19 protein-coding genes are annotated in these 20,889 nt (G+C 66.2%); 11 read left to right on the top strand and 8 right to left on the bottom strand.

Going from position 1 to position 20,889, the window contains the following annotated elements; translation table 11 throughout:
- Window positions 1–5 precede the first annotated feature (5 nt).
- Window positions 6–1,532, bottom strand: coding sequence for an AMP-binding protein (locus tag VHO04_RS15065; RefSeq protein ID WP_329629059.1), 1,527 nt, complete (start codon window positions 1,530–1,532; stop codon window positions 6–8).
- Window positions 1,533–1,558: 26 nt separating this feature from the next.
- Window positions 1,559–3,103 carry an acyl-CoA synthetase gene (locus VHO04_RS15060; RefSeq protein WP_329629058.1) on the bottom strand — a complete coding sequence of 515 codons (1,545 nt, stop codon included), beginning with the start codon at window positions 3,101–3,103 and terminating at the stop codon, window positions 1,559–1,561.
- A 174-nt stretch (window positions 3,104–3,277) separates the two neighbouring features.
- Here VHO04_RS15060 and VHO04_RS15055 point away from each other — a divergent pair, with 174 nt between their 5' ends.
- The 6 genes from VHO04_RS15055 to VHO04_RS15030 all read left to right on the top strand — a co-directional run bounded on the left by VHO04_RS15055 (window position 3,278) and on the right by VHO04_RS15030 (window position 8,908).
- Entirely contained in the window at window positions 3,278–3,592 is a 315-nt protein-coding gene (locus tag VHO04_RS15055) for a hypothetical protein (RefSeq protein WP_329629057.1), read from the top strand.
- Between the two features lie 226 nt (window positions 3,593–3,818).
- Window positions 3,819–4,127 (top strand): hypothetical protein, encoded by a 309-nt coding sequence (locus VHO04_RS15050; protein ID WP_329629056.1) that lies wholly within the window; start codon window positions 3,819–3,821, stop codon window positions 4,125–4,127.
- Window positions 4,128–4,131: 4 nt separating this feature from the next.
- Entirely contained in the window at window positions 4,132–5,637 is a 1,506-nt protein-coding gene (locus tag VHO04_RS15045; protein ID WP_329629055.1) for a class I adenylate-forming enzyme family protein, read from the top strand.
- Between the two features lie 9 nt (window positions 5,638–5,646).
- Window positions 5,647–6,618 carry an enoyl-CoA hydratase/isomerase family protein gene (locus VHO04_RS15040; protein WP_329629054.1) on the top strand — a complete coding sequence of 324 codons (972 nt, stop codon included), beginning with the start codon at window positions 5,647–5,649 and terminating at the stop codon, window positions 6,616–6,618.
- Entirely contained in the window at window positions 6,615–7,580 is a 966-nt protein-coding gene (locus VHO04_RS15035; RefSeq protein ID WP_329629053.1) for a CoA transferase, read from the top strand. The genes VHO04_RS15040 and VHO04_RS15035 overlap by 4 nt, the downstream gene beginning before the upstream one ends.
- Entirely contained in the window at window positions 7,577–8,908 is a 1,332-nt protein-coding gene (locus tag VHO04_RS15030; protein ID WP_329629052.1) for an amidohydrolase family protein, read from the top strand. Before VHO04_RS15035 ends, VHO04_RS15030 begins: the two co-directional genes overlap by 4 nt.
- Here the strand turns inward: VHO04_RS15030 and VHO04_RS15025 are convergent.
- Window positions 8,905–10,089, bottom strand: coding sequence for a thiolase family protein (locus VHO04_RS15025; protein ID WP_329629051.1), 1,185 nt, complete (start codon window positions 10,087–10,089; stop codon window positions 8,905–8,907). The two genes, VHO04_RS15030 and VHO04_RS15025, sit on opposite strands and share 4 nt — an antisense overlap.
- On the bottom strand, window positions 10,086–10,493 hold the full coding sequence (locus VHO04_RS15020) for a Zn-ribbon domain-containing OB-fold protein (protein ID WP_329629050.1): 408 nt from the start codon (window positions 10,491–10,493) through the stop codon (window positions 10,086–10,088). The genes VHO04_RS15025 and VHO04_RS15020 overlap by 4 nt, the downstream gene beginning before the upstream one ends.
- Before the next feature lie 115 nt (window positions 10,494–10,608).
- Here VHO04_RS15020 and VHO04_RS15015 point away from each other — a divergent pair, with 115 nt between their 5' ends.
- The 5 genes from VHO04_RS15015 to VHO04_RS14995 are packed head-to-tail and all read left to right on the top strand — an operon-like array spanning window position 10,609 to window position 17,057.
- A complete protein-coding gene (locus VHO04_RS15015) occupies window positions 10,609–11,922 on the top strand; it encodes an amidohydrolase family protein (protein ID WP_329629049.1) in 1,314 nt (437 codons plus the stop codon).
- Window positions 11,923–11,925: 3 nt separating this feature from the next.
- Window positions 11,926–13,197, top strand: a complete 1,272-nt coding sequence (locus VHO04_RS15010; protein WP_329629048.1) for a cytochrome P450 — start codon at window positions 11,926–11,928, stop codon at window positions 13,195–13,197.
- Between the two features lie 10 nt (window positions 13,198–13,207).
- Window positions 13,208–14,683: an aldehyde dehydrogenase family protein gene (locus VHO04_RS15005; RefSeq protein ID WP_329629047.1), complete on the top strand. Its 1,476-nt coding sequence runs from the start codon at window positions 13,208–13,210 to the stop codon at window positions 14,681–14,683.
- Window positions 14,684–14,695: 12 nt separating this feature from the next.
- Window positions 14,696–15,928, top strand: a complete 1,233-nt coding sequence (locus VHO04_RS15000) for a CoA transferase (RefSeq protein ID WP_329629046.1) — start codon at window positions 14,696–14,698, stop codon at window positions 15,926–15,928.
- Between the two features lie 16 nt (window positions 15,929–15,944).
- The gene (locus VHO04_RS14995) at window positions 15,945–17,057 is read left to right on the top strand and encodes a Gfo/Idh/MocA family oxidoreductase (RefSeq protein WP_329629045.1); all 1,113 of its coding nucleotides are present in this window, start codon (window positions 15,945–15,947) and stop codon (window positions 17,055–17,057) included.
- On the opposite strand, the gene VHO04_RS14990 is transcribed toward VHO04_RS14995, so the two are convergent.
- The 4 genes from VHO04_RS14990 to VHO04_RS14975 are packed head-to-tail and all read right to left on the bottom strand — an operon-like array spanning window position 17,054 to window position 20,792.
- Window positions 17,054–18,223, bottom strand: coding sequence for a thiolase C-terminal domain-containing protein (locus VHO04_RS14990; RefSeq protein ID WP_329629044.1), 1,170 nt, complete (start codon window positions 18,221–18,223; stop codon window positions 17,054–17,056). The two genes, VHO04_RS14995 and VHO04_RS14990, sit on opposite strands and share 4 nt — an antisense overlap.
- Complete coding sequence (locus tag VHO04_RS14985) at window positions 18,220–18,615, bottom strand: Zn-ribbon domain-containing OB-fold protein (RefSeq protein ID WP_329629043.1); 396 nt, start codon at window positions 18,613–18,615, stop codon at window positions 18,220–18,222. Before VHO04_RS14985 ends, VHO04_RS14990 begins: the two co-directional genes overlap by 4 nt.
- Entirely contained in the window at window positions 18,612–20,009 is a 1,398-nt protein-coding gene (locus VHO04_RS14980; RefSeq protein WP_329629042.1) for an MFS transporter, read from the bottom strand. The genes VHO04_RS14985 and VHO04_RS14980 overlap by 4 nt, the downstream gene beginning before the upstream one ends.
- The gene (locus VHO04_RS14975) at window positions 20,010–20,792 is read right to left on the bottom strand and encodes an SDR family oxidoreductase (protein WP_329629041.1); all 783 of its coding nucleotides are present in this window, start codon (window positions 20,790–20,792) and stop codon (window positions 20,010–20,012) included. It abuts the gene before it with no gap.
- Window positions 20,793–20,889 lie beyond the last annotated feature (97 nt).

The following is a 20,889-nucleotide window of genomic DNA, read 5'->3' as shown; positions in this document are numbered from 1 at the left end:
TCGAATTACGGCGCCGCCGAAGCGGCGATCGCCCGCAGCTCGTGCTTCAGCACCTTGCCCGACGCATTGCGGGGCAGTTCGGCCAAGATGCTGAGGCGTTCGGGCGTCTTCTGTTTCGCGATGCCGGAAGCGAAGAAATGCGCGCGGAGATCGTCGAGCGTCAGCGCGGCGCCGGATTTCAGGACCACGCAAGCGCGGACGACCTCGCCCATCCGGTCGTCGGGGGCCGCGACCGCCGCCGCGTCGGCGACGGCTGGATGCGCAAGCAGCAGCGCCTCGACCTCTTTCGAGGAGATATTCTCCCCGCCCCGGATGATGATGTCCTTCTTGCGGTCGGTAATCAGCAAATAGCCCTCATCGTCGAGCCGTCCGATGTCGCCGGTCCGATACCAGCCGCCGGGCAGAAAGGCATCGGCATTGAGCGCTTCATCGAGATAACCGCCGAACAATTCGGGTCCGCGCGTGCATATTTCCCCGTCCATTCCCGGCGGCACGTCGCCCCCGTCGTCGCCGATAAAGCGAAGCTCGACACCCGCGATCGGCCGTCCTTCGGTATGGAGCTGCTTGTCGAGCGGATCGTCGACCACGCCCGAGGTGACGGTCGGATGCTCGCTCGATCCATAGCAATGATAGACCGACAGGCCCTGCGCCTGGCAGCGCGCGATCAGTGTGGGCGGGACCGGCGCCGCCCCGACGAGATATTGCCGGAGCGAGGTCAGGTCGCGACCATGCGCATCGGCGGACGCCATCAGACCCGAGAGATGGAAGGGCGTGCCCGAGGAGGTCGTGACCCGGTGCCGATCGATGAGTTCGGCCCCGACATCGGGCGACCATTGGTCCATCAGGACGAGCGGCGTTCCGTCGCACAGGAAGCGGTACATCGAAAGCGCGCCCGCGACATGCCCCGGAGGCCAGGGCGAAAGGACCACCTCCGCACCAGCCCGCCCCCGCGATTCGCGGAGCGACGCCAGTTCGGCGAGCATGCCCGCAGCCGAATGCTTGACGCCTTTCGGCGCCGCCGTCGTGCCGGAGGTGTAGACGAGCAGTGCCAGGTCTTCCGCCGCGCGCTTCGCAGGCTCCGTCACGAATCCCTCTTCCTCGAGCCGGGAAAATTCCGCACCGATCGTTACATGGCGCTCTAGCGCGGGAAGCGGTCCGCAGGCCGCGACGATCGCGGGAAAATCCTGCCCCCGAAAATGCTCGGGGGTGAACAGCCATTTGGCGCCCGATTGCCGCAGGATGAAGCTGAGTTCGTTCGGTCCATAAATGGTCACGATCGGCAGCATGACCGCTCCCGCCTGCGCCGCAGCGACGGCAACGACGAGCCACTCGCGCCAGCCCGGCACCATGCAGGCTATGACGTCGCCCGGACCGATGCCCTCTCCGGCAAGGCGCGTGCCCATCCGGCGGCCGGCGGTCACGACTCCGGCAAGCGTCGTCACGCACGGACGGGTTTCCGAGGCAACGACGAGGCTCGCTCCAGGGACGCGTTCGGCCGCCGCGATCATCGCCTCGATGAAATTTTCGTTCATGCCTGTCCTTCTTTCCCCTTCGCCCCTCAGGCGACGCGCTTCTCATGGCCAGCCCAATAGCGGTCGCGTATCTCGCGCTTGTAGAGCTTGCCCGTTTCGTGGCGCGGCAGTTCGGCCACAAAATCGATGCTGCGCGGGCATTTGACAGCGCTCAGATGCGCCCGGCAATAGGCGATGAGTTCGGCTTCGAATTCCAGCCCGGCGGCAGCGGCGTCGCGCGGCTGCACGACGGCCTTGACCTCTTCGCCCATCTCGGCGCTCGGCACGCCGATGACCGCCGCATCGGCCACCTTGGGATGGACGATCAGCAGATTCTCGACCTCCTGCGGATAGATGTTCACCCCGCCCGAGATGATCATGAAGCTCTTGCGGTCGGTGAGGAAGAGATAGCCGTCCGCGTCGAGATAGCCGATGTCGCCGAGCGCCGACCAGCCAGAGTGGTGCGGATGGCGCGACTCCTTCGTCTTTTCGACGTCGTTGAGATATTGGAAATCCCAGCCGCCCTCGAAATAGATCAGCCCCTGCTCGCCGGGCGGAAGTTCGCGGCCGTCCTCGTCGCAGATATGGATCGCGCCCCAGTCGGCGCAGCCCACCGAGCCCTTCTTGCGCAGCCATTCCTGAGGCGTGATGAAGGTCGATCCATTGCCTTCCGACCCGCCATAATATTCATAGATGATCGGCCCGAACCATTCGATCATCCGCTCCTTGACCTCGACCGGACAGGGCGCGGCCGCGTGGATGACATGGGTGAGCGACGAAATATCATAGGCCGCGCGCTGCGTGTCGGGGAGCCGCAGCATCCGCACGAACATCGTCGGCACCATCTGGGTGATCGTGACGCGATATTTTTCGATCGCCGCAAGCGCGTCTTCGGGCGTAAATCTCGGCATCAGGATCACCGTGCCGCCGAGCCGCTGGATCGAGGTGGTGAAGGCGAGCGGCGCCGTATGGTAAAGCGGCGCGGGCGACAGATAGACCGAGTGCGGGCCGGCGCCGTAGCGGCTTTGCTGCCGCTCGGCGAGCATATGCGGCTCCGTTGCCGGTCCGCCCGACAGCGGCAGACGGATACCCTTGGGCCGCCCGGTCGTTCCGGACGAATAGACCATGTGAAAGCCGGCGCTTTCGTCCGCGATCGGCGTCGCAGGGAAATCGGCGATCGTGCCCCAATCCGGAAGGTCCGCGACTCGCGCACCGACGGTGTAGATATGGCGCAGAGCGGAGGGCGCCTTTTCCAGCAGCGCGCCAAGCTGGTCGATCTCCCCGCTGGTCACGAGCAGCCGCGAACTGGAATCGGTCAGGATATAGGCGGCTTCCTCGGCCGTCAGCTTGGTCGAAAGCGGCGTGATATAGAGGCCGGCGCGCTGAGCCGCCCAATAGACTTCATAATATTCGAGCCGATTCGGAAGCCATATGGCGATCGTGTCCCCCGCCGCGATGCCAAGGCTGCGAAACAGATGCGCACCGCGATTCGCCCGCGCCTCCAATGCGCCATAGGTCAGGGCTTCGCCGGTGTCGGAACGAATCACCGCAGCCTTGTCGGGAAAGGTTTCGGCATGAAATCGCGGGTGCATGACAGTTCCTTGCAATCAATCGGGATCAAACATCGGCGGGAGATTTGGAGCTAAGCCCGTATCGCGCGGGGCCGAATTTCGCCCCGGCGGCGGCTATCCGATTGCGGCGCGCCCTTTTGCTGCTGTAAGCTGCTGCGCAGAATGCCCTCCCCGGAAGAGACGAGGAACGGAAGAATGACGACGGCGAATTCGTTCGACGAACAGCTTGCACGCCTATCGACGGAGGCCGTGCAGCACCCCGATCGGTTCGGGCCGGGGGTCCGCCTCCTCTTTTCATGCGGCGCGCGCGACATGGTCGCCTCTCTCGCGGCGGCGGAAGCGCAGGGGATCGATGCGCGCGGCGTCGGCCGTATGCATATATTGGTCGAGTTCGACGATGTGGTTCCGGATACGCGATGGGCCGAATCGACAGGCGCAGCGGTCGGGCGCTATTTCGAGGCGATCGGCGGCAAGCGCCCGCAGATCGGCATCGACCGCGCCGCCGGATAGAGCCGGCCGCCGTCCTGATGCCGAAGGCGCGATTCTCGCAGCAGAAGGCGGCGGAGACACAGGCGGCATGGGACAGCAAACTCCTATGTTGCGAGAGCGCGACGGTCATCGTCCCCGCTCCCTCGATCAGTTATATAACTACGTTTACTTTCTTTGTCGATTATCTTATAGCGCTTTCAAAGTCGGCCGCCAGCGGCGGGACCGCTGAAGGGAAAGGATCGATCGAATGGAATTGAAGCCGGGGTCGCGCTGGAAAAGTGCGGTGTGCGATGCGCAGATGGTGGTGGTCCGGCCGCCGAGCGGCGCAGGCGAACTGCAGTGCGGCGGTGCGGCGGTCCTGCCGATCGACGATGCGGCCGCGCCCACCGGCGCCGTCAGCCCCGATTTCGCCGAGGGTGTCGCGATCGGCAAACGCTATATCGACGAGGAAAGCGGGCTGGAGGTGCTTGGCGCCAAGGCGGGCAAGGGGTCGCTGGCGTTCGACGGCAGGCCTCTGACGCTGAAAGGCGCAAAGCCGCTGCCCGCATCGGACTGATTCCATGCGCACGCCCCTGCTGCTCGACATCGCCGCCGACGCGGCTTTCGACCGCATCGCGCTCGGCACGCGCGAAGACGGCTTCGATTTCGACGCCTATCGCGCGCGCGCCAGCCAGGTCGCAGCCTGGCTCCGGAGCCGAGGCAAGGCGAACACTGCTTTTCTGGGCATGAACGGAGAGGCGTTGCCGCTGCTGCTGTTCGCAAGCGGGATGGCCGGAACGCCCTTCGTGCCGCTCAACTATCGTCTCGCCGACAGCGATCTCAACAAGCTCGTCGCACGCAGCGCACCCGCGGTGCTGATTGCCGACGACGACATGCTGCCGCGCATCGCGCCGGCCGAAGGCATCGAACTGATCGCTCGCAGCGATTTCGAGGCCGAATTCCTGGCGGGCGCGACGCCCGAGCGCGCCGACCTGCCCGAAGCCGAGACCGACATAGCGGTACTGCTGTTCACCAGCGGCACGACCGGCGACCCGAAGGCGGCGGTGCTGCGCCACGCCAACCTGACTTCTTATGTGATGCAGACGGTCGAGTTCCTTGGCGCCGACGAAGGCGAAGCCGCGCTGGTCAGCGTGCCGCCCTATCATATCGCCGGAATCTCGGCGATCCTGACCGCTGCCTATGGCGGGCGGCGCATCGTCTATCTGCCCGCCTTCACCGCCGAGGATTGGGTGACGACCGCCGCGCGCGAGGCGATCACCCACGCAATGGTCGTGCCGACGATGCTCGACCGCATTCTCGACGTGATGGCGGAAACCGGCGAGACGCTGCCCGCCTTGCGCGCGCTCTCCTATGGCGGCGGCAAGATGCCCGAACCGGTGATCGCGCGCGCGCTGGCGATGCTGCCGCATGTCGATTTCGTCAACGCCTATGGCCTGACCGAGACAAGTTCGACGATCGCGCTGCTCGGGGCCGAGGATCATCGCGCCGCTTTCGCGTCCGACGACCCGCTGATCCGCCGCCGCATCGCGTCGGTCGGTCAGCCGTTGCCGAGCGTCGAACTCGAAATCCGCCGCGAGGACGGCTCGTGCTGCGCGCCGGGCGAGCATGGCGAAATCCATGTGCGCGGCGAGCAGGTATCCGGGGAATATCTGCACAAGAAGGCGATCGCCGACGACGGCTGGTTCGCCACCAATGATGCGGGCTGGCTAGACGAGGGCGGCTATCTGTTCGTCGAGGGACGCCTTGACGATGTGATCGTGCGCGGCGGCGAGAATATCTCGCCCGGCGAGATCGAGGATATGCTGCGGACCTTCGACGATATCGCCGACTGCGCGGTGCTTGGCATTCCTTGCGAAAAATGGGGCGAGAAGGTCGTCGCGGTCATCGTGTCGCGGTCGGGCCACCCCGATATCGAGGCGATGGGGCAGACGATCCGCGCGCAGCTTCGTTCGACCAAGACGCCCGAGCAATGGTTCGTGCGGGGCGCCCTCCCCTATAATGAGACGGGCAAGCTGCTACGCCGGGTGCTGAAAGCCGAACTGGCGGAAGCCGTCTGCGCCGATTAACAGGGCAGGATGACCGGCCCCGACCATCTCGACGCGGACCGCCTGTCCGCGCCGGGCGGGCAGCCGGTGCTGGTCGTCGATGCCGCGGGCTGGCGGCGGCCGAAGGTGCCGATCCAGGCGGTCGTGATCGGCGTCGACCGCGAGGGCCTGTTGCCCGCGGTAGCCGCCGACGATTTCGATCTGTTGCTGACCATCGCCCCCGATGCGCCGCACCCGTGGGTGTCCGACCCGCAGCCCGAACGGCTGGCGGACGCAGCGCGCGCGAATCCGCTTGCGGCGACGATCGCCGCCGAGGTGCTGAGGTTGACGGCGGAACGGCCGCTCGCCGAAGCGCTACGGATCGAATCGCTCGCTTATTCCGCCTTGCTCGGCGGCGGCGAGTTTGCGCGGTGGCGCGACGGCGCTCGAGCCGAAGCATCGCCCTTCCCGCCCGAGCCGCTGGCGATCGCACGGGACGGCGACCGGATCAGCCTGACGTTGAACGATCCCGCGAACCGCAACGCCATATCAGCGCCGATGCGCGACGCACTCTATGAAGCGCTCGCCAATGCGCTCGACGATCCGAGCGCCCCCGACGTGCTGCTGCAAGGCGCGGGCAAATGCTTCTCGACCGGCGGCCTCATCGCCGAGTTCGGAAGCGCGCGCGATCTTGCCGAAGCGCATGCCGTGCGCACGCTGCATAGCTGCGCGCGCGCGCTCGACGCGCTCGGCGGACGCGGGACGGTACAGTTGCACGGCGCCTGCGTCGGCTCGGGCATCGAGATCGCGGCGGCGGCGCACCGACGGACCGCCGCGGCCGACGCCTGGTTCCAGCTTCCCGAGATCAGAATGGGACTGATCCCCGGCGCGGGCGGCACGGCGACGATCGCGCGCGCGATCGGGCGCCACCGCACGCTCTGGATGTTGCTGTCGGCGAAACGCATCGGCGCGCGGCGGGCACTCGAATGGGGGCTGATCCACGCGATCGAGGATAGGCCGTGACCGCGCTGCTCGACGCCGTCGCCGAGGCGGGCGCGCGGCTCGTGACGGCGGCGCGCGGGCGGATCGCCTTCGATCCGCGGCGAGCGCTGTCGCGCCACGACGATCTGGTGCTCGGCGAGCCCGGAATCTGGTCTCCGAACCGCCATTGCCGGCTGATCGCCTGTCGCGACGACTGGATCGCCGTCTCGCTGGCGCGCGCGGAGGATCGGGATATGATCCCGGCATGGACGGGCGCGGGCTTCGACGACGACCCATGGGAAGCTGTCATCACGAACGCAGCCGGGCGCGATGCCGCGGAGATGGTCGCTAACAGCACAATGCTTCACCTGCCAGTTGCCCGCGTCGGTGAGGCCGAGCCGTCGCCGCTCCAGCAGTTGCGTGGTGGAGGGAAGCGCGATGGCCCGGTCATCGACCTGTCGGCGCTCTGGGCAGGCCCCTATTGCGGCGGGCTGCTTGCCGAGGCGGGGTTCGACGTGGTGAAGATCGACAATCCCGAGCGCCCCGACCCCACGTCGGTTCACACGCCGCATCTCGACGCGCGCCTCAACGGCCGCAAGCGGCGACTGACAATAGACCTTGAATCGGAGAAGCTGTCCGAACGGATTGCGGCGGCACGCATCCTCATCACCGCCGCACGGCCGCACGCGCTCTCCCGGCTCGGGCTGGACGAGGAGCGGCTGTTCGCGATCAACCCCGGCCTGCTTTGGATCGCGATCACCGCGCACGGTTGGCGCGGAGAAGCGGCGATGCGCGTCGGTTTCGGCGACGATTGCGCGGCGGCGGGCGGGTTGATCGGCCTGGAAGGCGAAGAACCGCGATTCATGGGCGACGCGCTCGCCGATCCGCTGACCGGACTGACCGCCGCGACGCTGGCGCTGGAAGCCATCGAGGCGGGCCAGTGCGGTTTGCTGGACGTCCCGCTGGCGGGGACGGCGGCCGGGTTTGCCGGAGCGCTGCGGTGATCTTCGATCTGCTGATCCGCAATGCGCGCGACGCGCGCGGGGCGGCGTTGAGCCTTGGCGTCCGCGGCGGCCGCATTGCCGCAATCGGATCCGAAGTGGATGGCAGCGGCCCCGAATATGACGCGCGCGGCCTGACGGCAGGGGCCGGGCTGCACGATCACCACCTGCACCTGCTGGCAACGGCCGCGCGGATGGAGTCGGTGGACCTCGCCGGTTGCCGGACCGAAAGCGAAGCCATCGCCCGCTTGCGCGCGCGCGCGGGCACGCCCGGGGACTGGGTGCGCGCGACGGGCTATGACGAGCGGATCGCCGGGCTGCCGGACCGTCTGCAGCTCGATGGATGGTTGCCCGACCATCCGCTGCGGATGCAGGATCGCACCGGCGGCTATTGGCTGCTCAACAGCGCGGGAATCGCAAAACTCGGCGGGCCGCCCTTTCCGCCTTGTGTCGAGGAGGACGCAGCCGGCCAACCGAGCGGCCGCATCTGGCGCGGCGACGCATGGCTGCGCGAGCGGATCGGTGGTACGCCGCCCTCGCTAGCGGCGCTCGGGACGCGGCTGGCGCGGTGGGGCGTGACCGGCGTAACCGACGCGGGGGCGTCGAACGGTCCGGCCGAAGCCGCGCTTCTGGCAGACGCCATGCCGCAGCGCCTGGTGCTGATGGGGACCGAAAGCCTGCTTGCCGGTGAAGACTATGCCTTGGGGCCCGTAAAGCTGCTGCTCGACGAAAACGACCTGCCGCCGGTCGAAGCCGTCGTGGCGCGCATCGCAGCAGCGCGATCGCTCGGCCGCAATATCGCGGCGCATTGCGTGACGCTGGGCGAACTTCTCTTCATTCTGGAGGCGCTCACCCAAGCGGGCGGCCCACGGCCGGGCGACCGGATCGAGCATGGCGGGATGATAGCCGAAAGCCTGATCGGCGACATCGCGGCCGCCGGACTGACCGTCGTGACGCAGCCCAATTTCATCCACGACCGCGGCGACCGTTATCGCGCGCAGATGGCACCGGAGGAACTGGACGATCTGTATCGGCTCGGCTCGCTGCTACGAGCGGATGTGCCGATGCTCGGCGGATCGGACGCACCCTATGGCGATGCCGACCCATGGATCGCCCTTCGCGCCGCGACCGATCGACGGACACGCGAGGGCGCGGTGATCGGCGGCAGCGAGGCGATCAGCCGGACCAAAGCGCTGGCGCTCTATCAGACCGGGCCGCTGCGGGTCGGCGGACCGGCCGATCTGATCCTTTACGACTGGCCGGGCGATCCCGGCGCACTCGCGACGGTGGCCCTCACCCTGATCGGCGGTGAAATCGCCTGGCAGGCCTAATCACGCACCAGCAGCATCGCGCCCGCCAAAGGCCCGCCCGAGGTCGATGTCGCGCAAACCCGCGGCTCGCCTTTGACCTGCCGGTCGCCCGCCCTTCCCCAAAGCTGCGTGCAGGCTTCGTGGACTGCGCCATAGGCGTGCAGCCGCCCCGCCGACAGCGCGCCGCCGCCGGTGTTGACCGGAAGCGCGCCGTCCAGCGCGATGCGCGTGCCGCCCTCGATGAAATGCTTGGCTTCATAGCGTTCGCAAAAGCCGAAGTTTTCAAGCCAGTTGATCGTGTGAAAGCTGAAGCCGTCGTAGAGCTGCGCGATGTCGACGTCCGCAGGCTTCAGGTCGGTTCGGTCCCACAGCATCTCCGCGACCTTTGGCTGCGCCTGCGTGTCGAGCGCGTCGAGTTGAGTCCAGCTGTTGCGGTAGCGCATCGACGAGCCGATCGCCTCGATGCGGATCGGTGGGTTTCTGAGCGTGCGCGCGACGTCCATCCGCGAAACGATGATCGCGGCCGCGCCATCGATGGGCACGTCGCAATCGTACAGGCGGAGCGGGGTCGCGATCAGAGGAGCTTCGAGATAATCCTCGATCGTGATCGGCGTCCGGTAGATCGCTTTCGGATTGAGCGCGGCGTTGCGGCGCTGGTTCACTGCGATCTGCCCCACCTGTTCGGGCGTGATTCCGCTCTTGTGGGCATAGAGGTTGAAGAAAAGCGCCTGCTGGAGCGCCGCGGCATAGGTGTAATAGGGTGCATACCAGGCGAACGGCCCTGCCTGCCTCTGTCCCTCGCGCAGCAGTGAATTGGCGTAGGCGGTCTTGCGCGCGGTCGCTTCGTACATGGTGCGAAAGATCAGGACATTGCGGCAAAGTCCCGCCGCGATCGCCCCGATCGCGTTGAACACCGCGCCATATTGCCCCGGCGCTTCGCCGCCGCCGGCGTACCAGCCGACCTCCAGCCGCAGCGCGTCCTGCACCGCAGCACAACCGACCGGCGAGAAACCCGATCCGTCGGCGCGCTCACCGGGCCAGGTCGCGATGCCGTCGATCTCGGCGCGGGTCAGCCCCGCGTCGGCAATGGCCTCGAGACACGCGTCGACCGTCAACGCGAGCGCCGATTTCGTCGCGCCGCGCGAGACGTCGGACATGCCGATACCGGTGATCGCGGTGTCTTTTTCGGCGAAGCGGGTCATGCGCGCACCGGACGGAAAAGCGGCACCCAAAGATCTTCGCACGCCTCGAAACACGCCTCGACCGGCATGTCGAACGTGACGTCCTCGGGCGCGCAATCGACGATGTTGCAGGCGATCCGCACATCATCCTGCTCGTCGATCGCAACCAGCGCGAGCACATAGGGGACGGCGAGATCCGGCACCCATGCCTTGTGGTTGACGGTGAAGGTGGCGACACGACCGCCGCCCGACACCGCGTGCGGCCCGACGTTTCGGCCCTCGCATCGCGGACAGAAAGGGACCGGCGGATGCACATAGCCGGCGCAGTCGGCGCAACGATGGATCGCGAGCTTTCCGTCGCGTCCCCAGGTCCAGAACGCTTCATTATCCTTGTCGATCACCGGTAATATGCGCGCCGTCATCATCCTCTCCCCGATTTTCCGGTCAACTTATATAACCAGGTCATAATCCAATAGTTGACACATCGTCAATTTTTGCGATGATGCGCGTAACGAGAAGCAGCGAGAGAGGAGAGTCGCCATGCAGATGGACGACATGATCATCATCAGCGTCGACGATCATGCGGTCGAGCCGCCCGAAGCCTTCATCCGTCATTATCCCGAAGGAAAGAAGGATCGCGCGCCGCGCATCGTGCAGGATAATGGCAAGGATATCTGGCTGTGGAACGGCCAGCGCTTCCCGACGATCGGGCTCAACGCCGTCGTGGGCCGTCCGCGCAGCGAATATGGCATGGAGCCGAGCGCGTTCGACCAGCTTCGCCCCGGCACGTACGACCCGAAATTGCGCGTCGATGACATGAACGCGAACGGCGTGCTCGCCTCGCTGAACTTTCCGACGATGCCGAGCTTCGCCGGCGGCACCTTCGTCGGCATGGCGCAGAAAGCGCCCGAGGAAGCGCTGCTCGCCTGCCGCGCATGGAACGACTGGCATGTGCAGGAATGGTGCGCCGCGGCGCCCGGCCGCCTCATTCCCATGTGCCTGATTCCGATGTGGAACATGGAGGAAACGCTGAGGGAAATGAAACGGATGAGCGACCTCGGCGTCCACGCCGTCAGCTTCTCCGACAACCCGTCGAACATCGGCCTGCCGAGCATCCACAACGAATATTGGGAGCCCTTCTGGAAAGCCTGCTCCGATTACAAGATGGTGATCAACTGCCACATCGGCACCGGTGCCCGCGCGCTCCATCCGTCGCCCGAAAGCCCGATCGACGCATGGATCACCGCGATGCCGATCTCGATCGCCAATTCGGCGGCCGACTGGACCTTCGCCAAATTCTGGCAGCGCTACCCCGACCTGCGCATGGCGCTGTCGGAGGGCGGCATCGGCTGGATTCCCTATTTCCTCGAGCGCGCCGATTTCACGCACGAGCATCATCACGAATGGACTTTCACCGATTTCCATGGCGAGCGGCCCTCCGACCTGTTCAAGCGGCACATCATCTGCTGTTTCATCGACGACCAGTTCGGGGTGAAGAACCTCGAATATATGAATGAGGACATGGTCGCCTATGAATGCGATTATCCGCATTCGGACACGGTGTGGCCCAATGTTCCCGAATATCTGTGGGCCTCGGTCAACGCGCTGAAAAAGGAGACGATCGACAAGATCACGCACCTCAACGTCATGCGCGAATATAGCTTCGATGCCTTCGCACTGAACGGCGGGCGCGAGAATTGCACGGTCGCCCACCTGCGCGAACTCGGCAAGGATGTCGACGTCAGCCCGCGCCACAACCTCGGCGGGCTCAAGACCGACAGCATGGATGCGATCGGCAAGGCGCGGCGCCCCGTGACGTCGGGCGACATCGAACGCATGTTCGCCTCGGCCTGATCGATGACGACCGTCACCGAACATCGTCCGGTCGCGCGGGCCGGGGCCGATGCCCCGCCCGTCCCGGCGCATGTGCCGCCCGAGCTGGTGCTCGACACGCGCTTCGCCGCCGGTATCGTCCCCAACGATCTGGTCGAACCCTATCGGCCGATGGACGTGGTGCGCGACGCGGATTTCCCTCGCATCCATTATTATCCCTGGCCGGTCAGCGGCAATCGCCACGGCGCCTGGGTCGTGACGCGCTATGAGGACATCCGCCGCGTCTATGAGGACAACGGCCTTTTCTCGTCCGAAGGCGTCGCGCAGTTTCAGGCGCTGGCCGGCGAGAGCTTTCCGTCGATTCCGCTCGGCATCGATCCGCCCGATCACGGCAAATACCGGAAGTTCCTGAATCCCTGGTTCACTCCCGTCGCGATGAACGCGCGCGAGCCGCGCATCCGCGAGATCATCGGCGGAATGATCGACCAGTTCGCCGCCAAGGGCGAGGTCGATATCGCCTATGATTTCGGCCGCGTCTTTCCGGTGCGCGTCTTCCTCGACCTGATGGGTTTCCCCTTCACCATGTTCGAGCAGTTCCTCGACTGGGAATGGAACATCCTGCACGAAGAGGAGATTGCGAAGAAGGCGGAGGCGGTGCGCGGCGTGCTCGCCTATCTGCGCGGCTTCATCGCCGACAAGCACGCGGCGGCCGACGACACGCTCGGCAGCTATATCGCCAACGGCACGATCGACGGGCAGCCGCTGACCGACGACGAGATCATCGGCATGACCTGGTTCCTGTGGCTCGGCGGGCTCGACACGGTCGCCTCGACGGTCAGCCAGATGTTCCGCCGCCTCGCCATGCACCCCGAGTTGCAGGCGCAGATTCGCGCGGACAAGGGGCTGATCAACTCGGCGGTCGAGGAATTTCTGCGCACCCAGCCGCTCGTCAATTCGGGACGCAAGGTGAAGCGCGATTTCGAGTGGCACGGCGTGCAGATCAAGGCCGGCGACTGGGTCACGGTGTTCAACACCTCGGGCAATTTCGACCCTGAACAGTTCGAATGCCCACACCGGTTCGACCCCGCGCGCAAGAACAACCGCCATTTCACCCTCGCGGGCGGGGTCCATATCTGCCTTGGCGCGCACCTCGCGCGGCGCGAGCTTCGCGTGCTGCTCGACGAATGGTTCGACCGCATCCCGCAGCCTTTCCGCGTCAAGGAAGGCGCCGACACGACCGTGGTCCCCAGCCTGCTCTCGATCCGCAACCTGCCAATCGTCTGGGACGCTGAATAAGGACTGACACATGGCCTTTCTGAAGTATGACGACGCCATCTACATCGGCGGCGAATGGGAGAAGACCGACCAGCGCGAGGCGGTGATCAACCCCGCCGACGAAAGCCTGCTGATCGAGGCGCCGGTGGGCAGCGCCGCGCAGATCGACGCTGCGATCGGTGCCGCACGCCATGCATTCGATCGCGGCGACTGGCCGCACCTTCCCGTCGTCGAGCGGCAAAGGATATTGACCCGCTTTCTCGATGCGCTCGACGCCCGCAAGAGCGCAATCGTCGACATGATCATCGCCGAAGCAGGCGCGACGCGGATGCTCGCCGAATTTCTGCAATATGGCATCCCGATGAAACATGCGCGGCGGACGGTCGAGGTCGCCTCGCGTCCCGCCGTCACTCCCCTGCCGGTCGAGCTGACCCCGAATGCGCAAGGCCGCACGACGCTCGGCACCGGTGTCGTCAGCCGCGAACCGGTCGGCGTCGTCGCCGCCATCTCGCCCTATAATTTTCCTTTCTTCCTCAACATCGGCAAGGTCGTTCCCGCGCTCGCGGTCGGCTGCACCGTGGTGCTGAAGCCCTCGCCCTATACGCCGCTCGAGGCGCTGGTGCTTGGCGAGATCGCCGACGAGGTCGGGCTGCCCAAGGGGGTGCTCAGCATCGTCACCGGCGACGTCGAGGCGGGCAAGCTGCTGACCGCCGACCCGCGCGTCGATCTCGTCCATTTCACCGGGTCGGACAAGGTGGGCGCAATGATCCAGGCGCAGGCGGCGCCGACGCTCAAGCGCATCGTGATGGAACTCGGCGGGAAGTCGGCGCTGATCGTCCGCGCCGACGCCGACATCCAGAAGGCGGCCGCGGCGGGCCTGATGGGCTTTACCACCCATTGCGGCCAGGGCTGCGCGCTGACGACGCGCCACCTCGTCCACAACAGCATCCGCCCGCAATTCGTCGAGGCAATGAAGGCGATGCTCGGCCATATCAAGATCGGCAACCCGGTCGATCCGAGCGTCAGCTATGGTCCGCTGATCCGCGAAGTCGCGCGCAAGCGGACCGAGGATTATGTCGCGATCGCACAGGACGAGGGCGCGACGCTGGTCGCGGGCGGCAAGCGCCCCGAAGGCTTCGACAAGGGCTTCTTCTACGAACCCACCCTGTTCGACAATGTGCGGAACGACAGCCGTCTTGCGCAGGAGGAAGTGTTCGGACCGATCGGCGCGGTGATCGGCTTCGACGATGACGAGGAGGCCGTCGCCCTGGCGAACGCCAGCGACTTCGGCCTGTCGGGCGCCATTTACTCGGCGGATGCGGGCCAGGCCTATCGCATGGCGCTGAAGGTCCGCACCGGCGGCGTGTCGATCAACGGCGGCGCCGGAACGATGCAGTCCGACGCGCCCTTCGGCGGCATCAAGCGATCGGGCTACGGCCGCGAATATGGCGAGGATGGGCTCAACGAATTCACCTATCAGAAGGTGATCGGCTTCCACGCCGAATAAGGGAGACGGCAAGTGACAAAAGTCATGGAGGGCATCCGCGTTCTCGAGGTCGCACAATTCACTTTCGTGCCTGCCGCGGGCGGCGTGATGACCGACTGGGGCGCCGACGTGATCAAGATTGAGCATCCGGTGCGCGGCGATGCACAGCGCGGCATCCAGATGCTCCAGCGGCTCGCGGTAAACCCGCAGCGCTCGTCGCTGATGCAGCATCCCAATCGCGGCAAGCGCAGCGTCGGCATCGACATCTCGACCGAGGAGGGGCGCGAGCTTCTCTATGAGATCGCGAAGACCGCCGACGTCTTCCTGACCAACTATCTCCCCTCGGCGCGGCAGAAGCTGGAGATCGACATCGAGCATATCCGCGCCGCCAACCCGAACATCATCTATGTCCGCGGCAGCGCCTTCGGCGACAAGGGGCCCGAGCGCGACAAGGGCGGGTTCGACAGCACCGCCTATTGGGCGCGCGGCGGATCGGCGGTGCTGGTGACGCCCAAGGCGCTCGACGGCCCGCTGACGCAGCCCGGCCCCGCCTATGGCGACACGATCGGCGGCATGAATATCGCCGGCGGGATCGCCGCGGCACTGTTCCATCGCGAACGGACCGGCGAAGCGACAGAGGTCGACGTGTCGCTGCTGTCGTCGGGTATCTGGGCCACCGCCTGTTCGGTCGACGTCGCGATGGAACTGGACAAGGACCCGTTCGAAAATCTGATGCCGGGCGGCGGCCAGGCGGTCGGCACCAACCCGTTCATGGGGGTGTTCAAGACGTCCGACGGCAAGTTCATCAACCTGACCGTGCTATCGCCCGGACCCTATATCGACGATGTGTTCGGCCACCTCGGCATCCCCGAAGCCGCGAAGGATCCGCGCTTCTCGACCGCCAAAGCAATCATGGCGAACGCAGCGGAGGCCTATCCGCTGGTCAGGGAAGCGATCGCGGCCCGGTCGTTCGACTATTGGACCCGGCATCTCAAGACAATGAAGGGGCAATGGGCGGCCTATCAGTCGGTCCACGACGTCGCGAGCGACGAGCAGGTGCTCGCGAACGACCTGATCTTCGAGGTCGAGAGCGCCGACGGCGGCGCGCCGATCCGGCTCGTCGCCAATCCGGTGCAGTTCAATCATGCGGGCGTCGAAAACACGCGCGCGCCCGAGGCCTCGGAGCATACCGAGCTGTTCCTGATGGAGCTGGGGCTCGACTGGGACCGCATCGAGGAACTCAAGACCAGGAAGGCGATCGCCTGACGGCGGCCGCGCGGACATGGCCCGCTCTCCGCTTCGCGTCGGCATCATCAGCGCCGCTTGGGGTGCGAAAGCGCATTTGCCCGCGTGGCGCAGTCTCGAGGGGATAGAGGTCACCGCGATCTGCACGTCGCGCGCCGAGACGGCGACGAAGGCGGCGGACGAGTTCAAAATCTCGCGCGCCTTTCATGATTTCCGCACGATGGCGGCCGATCCCGATATCGACATCGTCGATTGCGGCACGCGCCCGCCGTTGCGCTACGCGATGGTGATGGCGGCGCTCGGTGCGGGCAAGCATGTCTATAACGGGATTCCCTTCGCCAAGGATCTTGCCGATGCGCGGTCGATGGCAGAGGCATCGCGCGCGACGGGAACGGTCGCGATCGTCGATGCCTTCATGCAGGCCGTGCCCGCGATGGTGCAGATGAAGGCGATGGTCGAGGCGGACTGGATCGGCGAGGTCTTCGGCGCCGATATTGCGTTTGAGGTGCCGCTGTTCAGCGCGGCGCAGACCAATGTGCCCGGCTATGTCTGGTTCGCCGACCCGGCCAACGGCGCCAGCGCGGGGCGCAATCTCGGCAGCCATATGCTGCACCTGCTCGTGCACTTCTTCGGTCCGGTCGCATCGGTAGCGGCCGATCAGTCGCTGGCGCTGAAAATGTGGCCGCTGGACGGCAAGATGATCCAGCCGCAGGTGCCCGACCGTGCGTCGCTGCTGTTGCGCCATGGATCGGGACTGCCGACGCGGGTCGAGGCGAACTGGAGCAAGATCGGCGGCGAAGGCTTTCGCTTCTCCATATGGGGATCGAAAGGCCGGCTTGAAGCTCGCGCGCCGGTGTTTCCCATGGCGCACGACACGCGGCTGTTCGGAACGCGGAACGCGATGCTGGGCACGGCGCGGATGGATGAGATTTCGGTCGAGCCCGAATATCTGACGGTTCCTGGCTGCCGCGCGGTCGCCGACCGGCCCGAGACGGGGCTGCTCGCGCTGGCGTCGATCTTTGCGGCGATGCGCGACGCGATCAACGACAAGGGCGTCGCCGCGCCGGATTTCGCGCAGGCGCTGCATGTGCACGAGGTGGTCGAAGCTGCGGCGCGCGCCGCCGACGAGCGGCGCTGGATCGACCTCTAGTCCCGCCGGAGCATCATCGCGCCGGCGATGAAGCCACCACCCATCCCGCATACCGCCGTCTTCGCACCTTCGACCTGACGCCCACCGCCCTGTCCCCAGAGCTGGATACAGGCCTCGTGCAGCAGGCCGAAGCCGTGCAGTCGCCCGCCCGAGAGCTGGCCGCCGCCGGTGTTCACGGGAAAGCGTCCGCCAGGGCCGATATTGCCTTCGGCGATGAAGTCCTTGGCCTCGCCATGCCCGCAGAAGCCGAAAGCCTCGAGCCAATAAGGCACGAAAATGCTGAATCCGTCGTAGAGCGCGAGCACATCGACGTCGGCGGGCTTCATGTCGGTGCGCGACCACAGGTCGGCGCAGGCGTCGTGGGCGCCCATCGTCGTCAGGTCGGCACGCTGGTCCCACGTCTCCTGCGAGCCGAGTGCCGAGCCCAGCGCCTCGATCGTCAGCGGCGCGCGCGCGCAATCCCTCGCGGCATCGACAGCCGAGACGATGATCACGCCGGCACCGTCGATCGGTACGTCGCAGTCGAACAGGCCGAGTGGAGAGGAGATCATCCGCGCGCCGAGATAATCCTCCATCGTCAACGGCGCCTGCATCACCGCGGACGGATTGTGCTGCGCGAAGGCGCGCTGGCCGGTCGCGACCATGCCGAGATGCTCGCGCGTCATGCCGAATTCGTGAAAATAACGCGTCGCCATCCAGCCCGCCCAGTTCGACGCCGACATGGCGTTGGCGGGAACCAGATAGGAGTACCATCCGCCGAGCCGCGCGCGACCCGCACCGGGGATGCTCGCGCGCTGCGCCGCGGTCTGCGAGCTGCTTTCGGTCAGCGCGCGAAAGCAGAGGACATGGCGCGCCTGCCCGGTCGCGACCGCCATCGCCGCGACCATGATCGGCGCCATCTGCGCCGGGCCGTCGGGCACCGCGCTGTGCCAACGCGTCTTGAGGCCCAGCGCATTGCGGACCTCTCCCGTCCCGAGCGGCGACATGCCGGGCGAATTGTCCGCCTTGCCCGGATAGGTGCAGATGCCGTCGATGTCGTCCTTCGTCAGTCCCGCGCAGTCGAGCGCGCGGCGCGCCGCTTCGAGAAGATGCGCCATAGCGGGACGCCCGGTCTTGCGGCCGATGTCGGACATGCCGACGCCGGTAATGGCGGCGTTCATCGTCATTGCGCGGGCTCCCACTGCGGAAACCAGACATCATCGATGTTGAGGAAGGTCACGCGCATCGTCTGGTCGATGGCGACGCTTTCGGGGTCGGCGCCCACGACCTCGGCCGTAACGCGGACGCCGGGGGCGCCATCGACATCGACCACCGCGAGCGCGAAGGGCACCTGCATCTCCGGCGCCCAGGGCTGGTGATTAATCGTGTAGCTGTAGACGCGGCCCGTTCCCGCGACCGCGCGGGTCTCGACATTTTCGTGCCAGCATCGCGGGCAGACGATCTGCGGCGGATGAATGGCCTGGTCGCAATCCTTGCAGAAGGCGATCATCAGCTTGCCCTCCGCGCCGCCGGTCCAGAAGGCGGCGTTTTCGGGCGTGAGTTCGGGAAGAGGTCTCATGGCATGTCCGGTTCGATGTTGCGAGGAAGCAGGAAGGAAACGAGGATCGCCCCGACGCAGAGCGCGACGATCGCGATCACCGCAAGGTCGTAGGCGAAGGGCGAAGGGTAGGATTCGCCGCCGCGGCTGACGACGTCGACCGCGAGCAAGGTCGTCACCATCTGCGCCCCGATACCGAGGAAAAGCTGGCGGATGACCGTAAGCATTCCCGAAATCTCGCTGATCCGTTCGGGCGGCGAGACCTGCGCAATGATCGTCGGCGCGACCGAGAAGAGCATCGTCGCGCCGAAGCTGATGAGGATGAGCTGCACGACGATGAGCGGGAAACTGTTCACATCGACGAGAAACCAGAGCAGCCAGCCCGCAGTCGTCACCAGACCCCCGACGACGAGCGCGAACCGGCCGCCACCCCGTCCCGCGAGCCAACCGCCGAGCGGCCCGGCAAAGGTCGAGCTGAGGTTCGAGGGCAGCTTCGCGACCCCCGCGAGCGTCGCCGAGAAGCCCAGCCCCGCTGCGGTCCAGACCGGCGCCTGCATCAGCAGAGAAAAGAAGACGGTGATTTGAAGCGTTCCCATCGAAACGAGCGCGGTGACCGCGCAGCCGACGGCGATCGTGCGATCCGAGAAGCTGCGCACCGCGATCAGCGGGTTCGGGCTCGTCAGGCTCGCGCGCCACCACCAGCCTACAAGCAGCAGGCCCGAGGCGAGCGCCCCTAGCGCCCAGGGGTTTGCCCACCCCCATCCCTTGCCCATGCTGAAATAGACAAGGACGAGCGCGACGCCCGGCGCGAAGGCAAGGCCCGACAGCCAGTCGATCGGAGCGCCGCCCGCGCGCCGGGGGGAGGCAGGCACGAACGCACGGGTTGCGAACGCGGCAGTCAGGCAGAGCCCCGCACTGGCGACGAAGATGCCGTGCCAGCTGAAACTGTCGACGATCATGCCGCCGACGACGAGCCCCGCGGCGGTGCCGATCGACGCACCCGAGATCATCAGTCCGATGCCCATGGGCGCGCGTTCCTTGCCCATATTCTCATGCACCAGCCCGATGCAGAGGGGCAAAATCGCGCCGGTGACGCCCTGCATCAGTCGCCCGGCAAGCAGCACCGCAAAATTGCCCGACAGCGCGCTGGCCAGCGAGCCGGCGGCGCCGATCGCAAGCACGGCGATCAGCGTCTGCCGCCGCCCGAACAGGTCGCCGAGCCGTCCGACGATCGCCGCAATCGCGGCGCCGACGATCAGATAGCCGGTGATCAGCCAGCCGACCAACGCGGGATCGCCGAAATCCTGGATCAGCCGCTTGAGCGCAGCGAGGATCATCGCGGTCTCGAACGATCCCGTGACCTCGGCGACCCAGAGCGCGCCGATCAGCAGCGGCAGATTGCGGCGAGCGCTCACTCAGTCGGCGACCTGCTTCGCCCCTTCGGGCGCGCCGGTCTGCGCAGCGCGCACTTCGATCAGGTCGACCCCGATGTCGGCGGGAAGACCGATCACCGCGAGCAGCGAGGCCGCCATCGATTCAGGCGTCGCGGACTCACCGCTCATCGCCGCATGGCCGGTGGCGACAATCTTCTTGTAGAACGCTTCGATCGTTTCCTGCGACCAGGCCTTGCCGCCCGAGCCGCCCTTGACCGATCCCGAGCGAAGCACGGTAACGCGAATATCGTCGGAGCGCAGCTCATCGCGCAGACCATTGCACAAGGTTTCGACCGCCGCCTTGGTCGCCGCATAGAGCGCCAGCATCGGAAAAGGCATGCGGACGGATTCGCTGCTGATCGCGACGATCTGTCCCTTGGTGGCGCGCAGATGCGGGATACTGGCGCGGATCAGCCAGGAGACGCCGAGGATGTTGATATCGACATGGCTGCGGATGATGGCGTCGCTGCCGCTTTCGAAAGCGAAAGGATGGTATACCGCAGCGTTGGCGACAACAACGTCGATGCGGCCGAAGCGTTCGACGGTCCGCGCAACCGCGGCATCGACCGCGACGGGATCTGTCACATCGCAAGGGAGCGCAAGCACCGCGTCGCCGAATTCGTCGGCAAGGCTCGAAAGCTCCTCCGACGGCCGCGCGAGGCAGGCGACGCGCATCCCCGCCCCTATCAGCGACGCGACGAAATGCCGTCCCATGCCCTTGGACGCGCCGGTTACGACCGCGACTTTGCCAACAAGCTTTTCCATCCCGAATCCCCGATTTCCCCTCATTCTGTCGTTATTTTTGACGATACGTCAATTTTTTGCCAAACCGCAAGTCCGCGGTTAGGATCGCGGATGCAAT

It is taken from the genome of Sphingopyxis sp., from assembly GCF_036261875.1.
Taxonomy (GTDB): Bacteria; Pseudomonadota; Alphaproteobacteria; order Sphingomonadales; family Sphingomonadaceae; genus Sphingopyxis.
This window is presented reverse-complemented; position numbering and strand designations above follow the sequence as displayed.

Excerpts from the sequence above, each read along its gene's own strand:
- VHO04_RS15065 (WP_329629059.1), bottom strand. The coding sequence starts at position 1,532 with ATGAACGAAAATTTCATCGAGGCGATGATCGCGGCGGCCGAACGCGTC.
- VHO04_RS15060 (WP_329629058.1), bottom strand. The coding sequence starts at position 3,103 with ATGCACCCGCGATTTCATGCCGAAACCTTTCCCGACAAGGCTGCGGTG.
- VHO04_RS15055 (WP_329629057.1), top strand. The coding sequence starts at position 3,278 with ATGACGACGGCGAATTCGTTCGACGAACAGCTTGCACGCCTATCGACG.
- VHO04_RS15050 (WP_329629056.1), top strand. The coding sequence starts at position 3,819 with ATGGAATTGAAGCCGGGGTCGCGCTGGAAAAGTGCGGTGTGCGATGCG.
- VHO04_RS15045 (WP_329629055.1), top strand. The coding sequence starts at position 4,132 with ATGCGCACGCCCCTGCTGCTCGACATCGCCGCCGACGCGGCTTTCGAC.
- VHO04_RS15040 (WP_329629054.1), top strand. The coding sequence starts at position 5,647 with ATGACCGGCCCCGACCATCTCGACGCGGACCGCCTGTCCGCGCCGGGC.
- VHO04_RS15025 (WP_329629051.1), bottom strand. The coding sequence starts at position 10,089 with ATGACCCGCTTCGCCGAAAAAGACACCGCGATCACCGGTATCGGCATG.
- VHO04_RS15020 (WP_329629050.1), bottom strand. The coding sequence starts at position 10,493 with ATGATGACGGCGCGCATATTACCGGTGATCGACAAGGATAATGAAGCG.
- VHO04_RS15015 (WP_329629049.1), top strand. The coding sequence starts at position 10,609 with ATGCAGATGGACGACATGATCATCATCAGCGTCGACGATCATGCGGTC.
- VHO04_RS15010 (WP_329629048.1), top strand. The coding sequence starts at position 11,926 with ATGACGACCGTCACCGAACATCGTCCGGTCGCGCGGGCCGGGGCCGAT.
- VHO04_RS15005 (WP_329629047.1), top strand. The coding sequence starts at position 13,208 with ATGGCCTTTCTGAAGTATGACGACGCCATCTACATCGGCGGCGAATGG.
- VHO04_RS14995 (WP_329629045.1), top strand. The coding sequence starts at position 15,945 with ATGGCCCGCTCTCCGCTTCGCGTCGGCATCATCAGCGCCGCTTGGGGT.
- VHO04_RS14990 (WP_329629044.1), bottom strand. The coding sequence starts at position 18,223 with ATGACGATGAACGCCGCCATTACCGGCGTCGGCATGTCCGACATCGGC.
- VHO04_RS14985 (WP_329629043.1), bottom strand. The coding sequence starts at position 18,615 with ATGAGACCTCTTCCCGAACTCACGCCCGAAAACGCCGCCTTCTGGACC.
- VHO04_RS14975 (WP_329629041.1), bottom strand. The coding sequence starts at position 20,792 with ATGGAAAAGCTTGTTGGCAAAGTCGCGGTCGTAACCGGCGCGTCCAAG.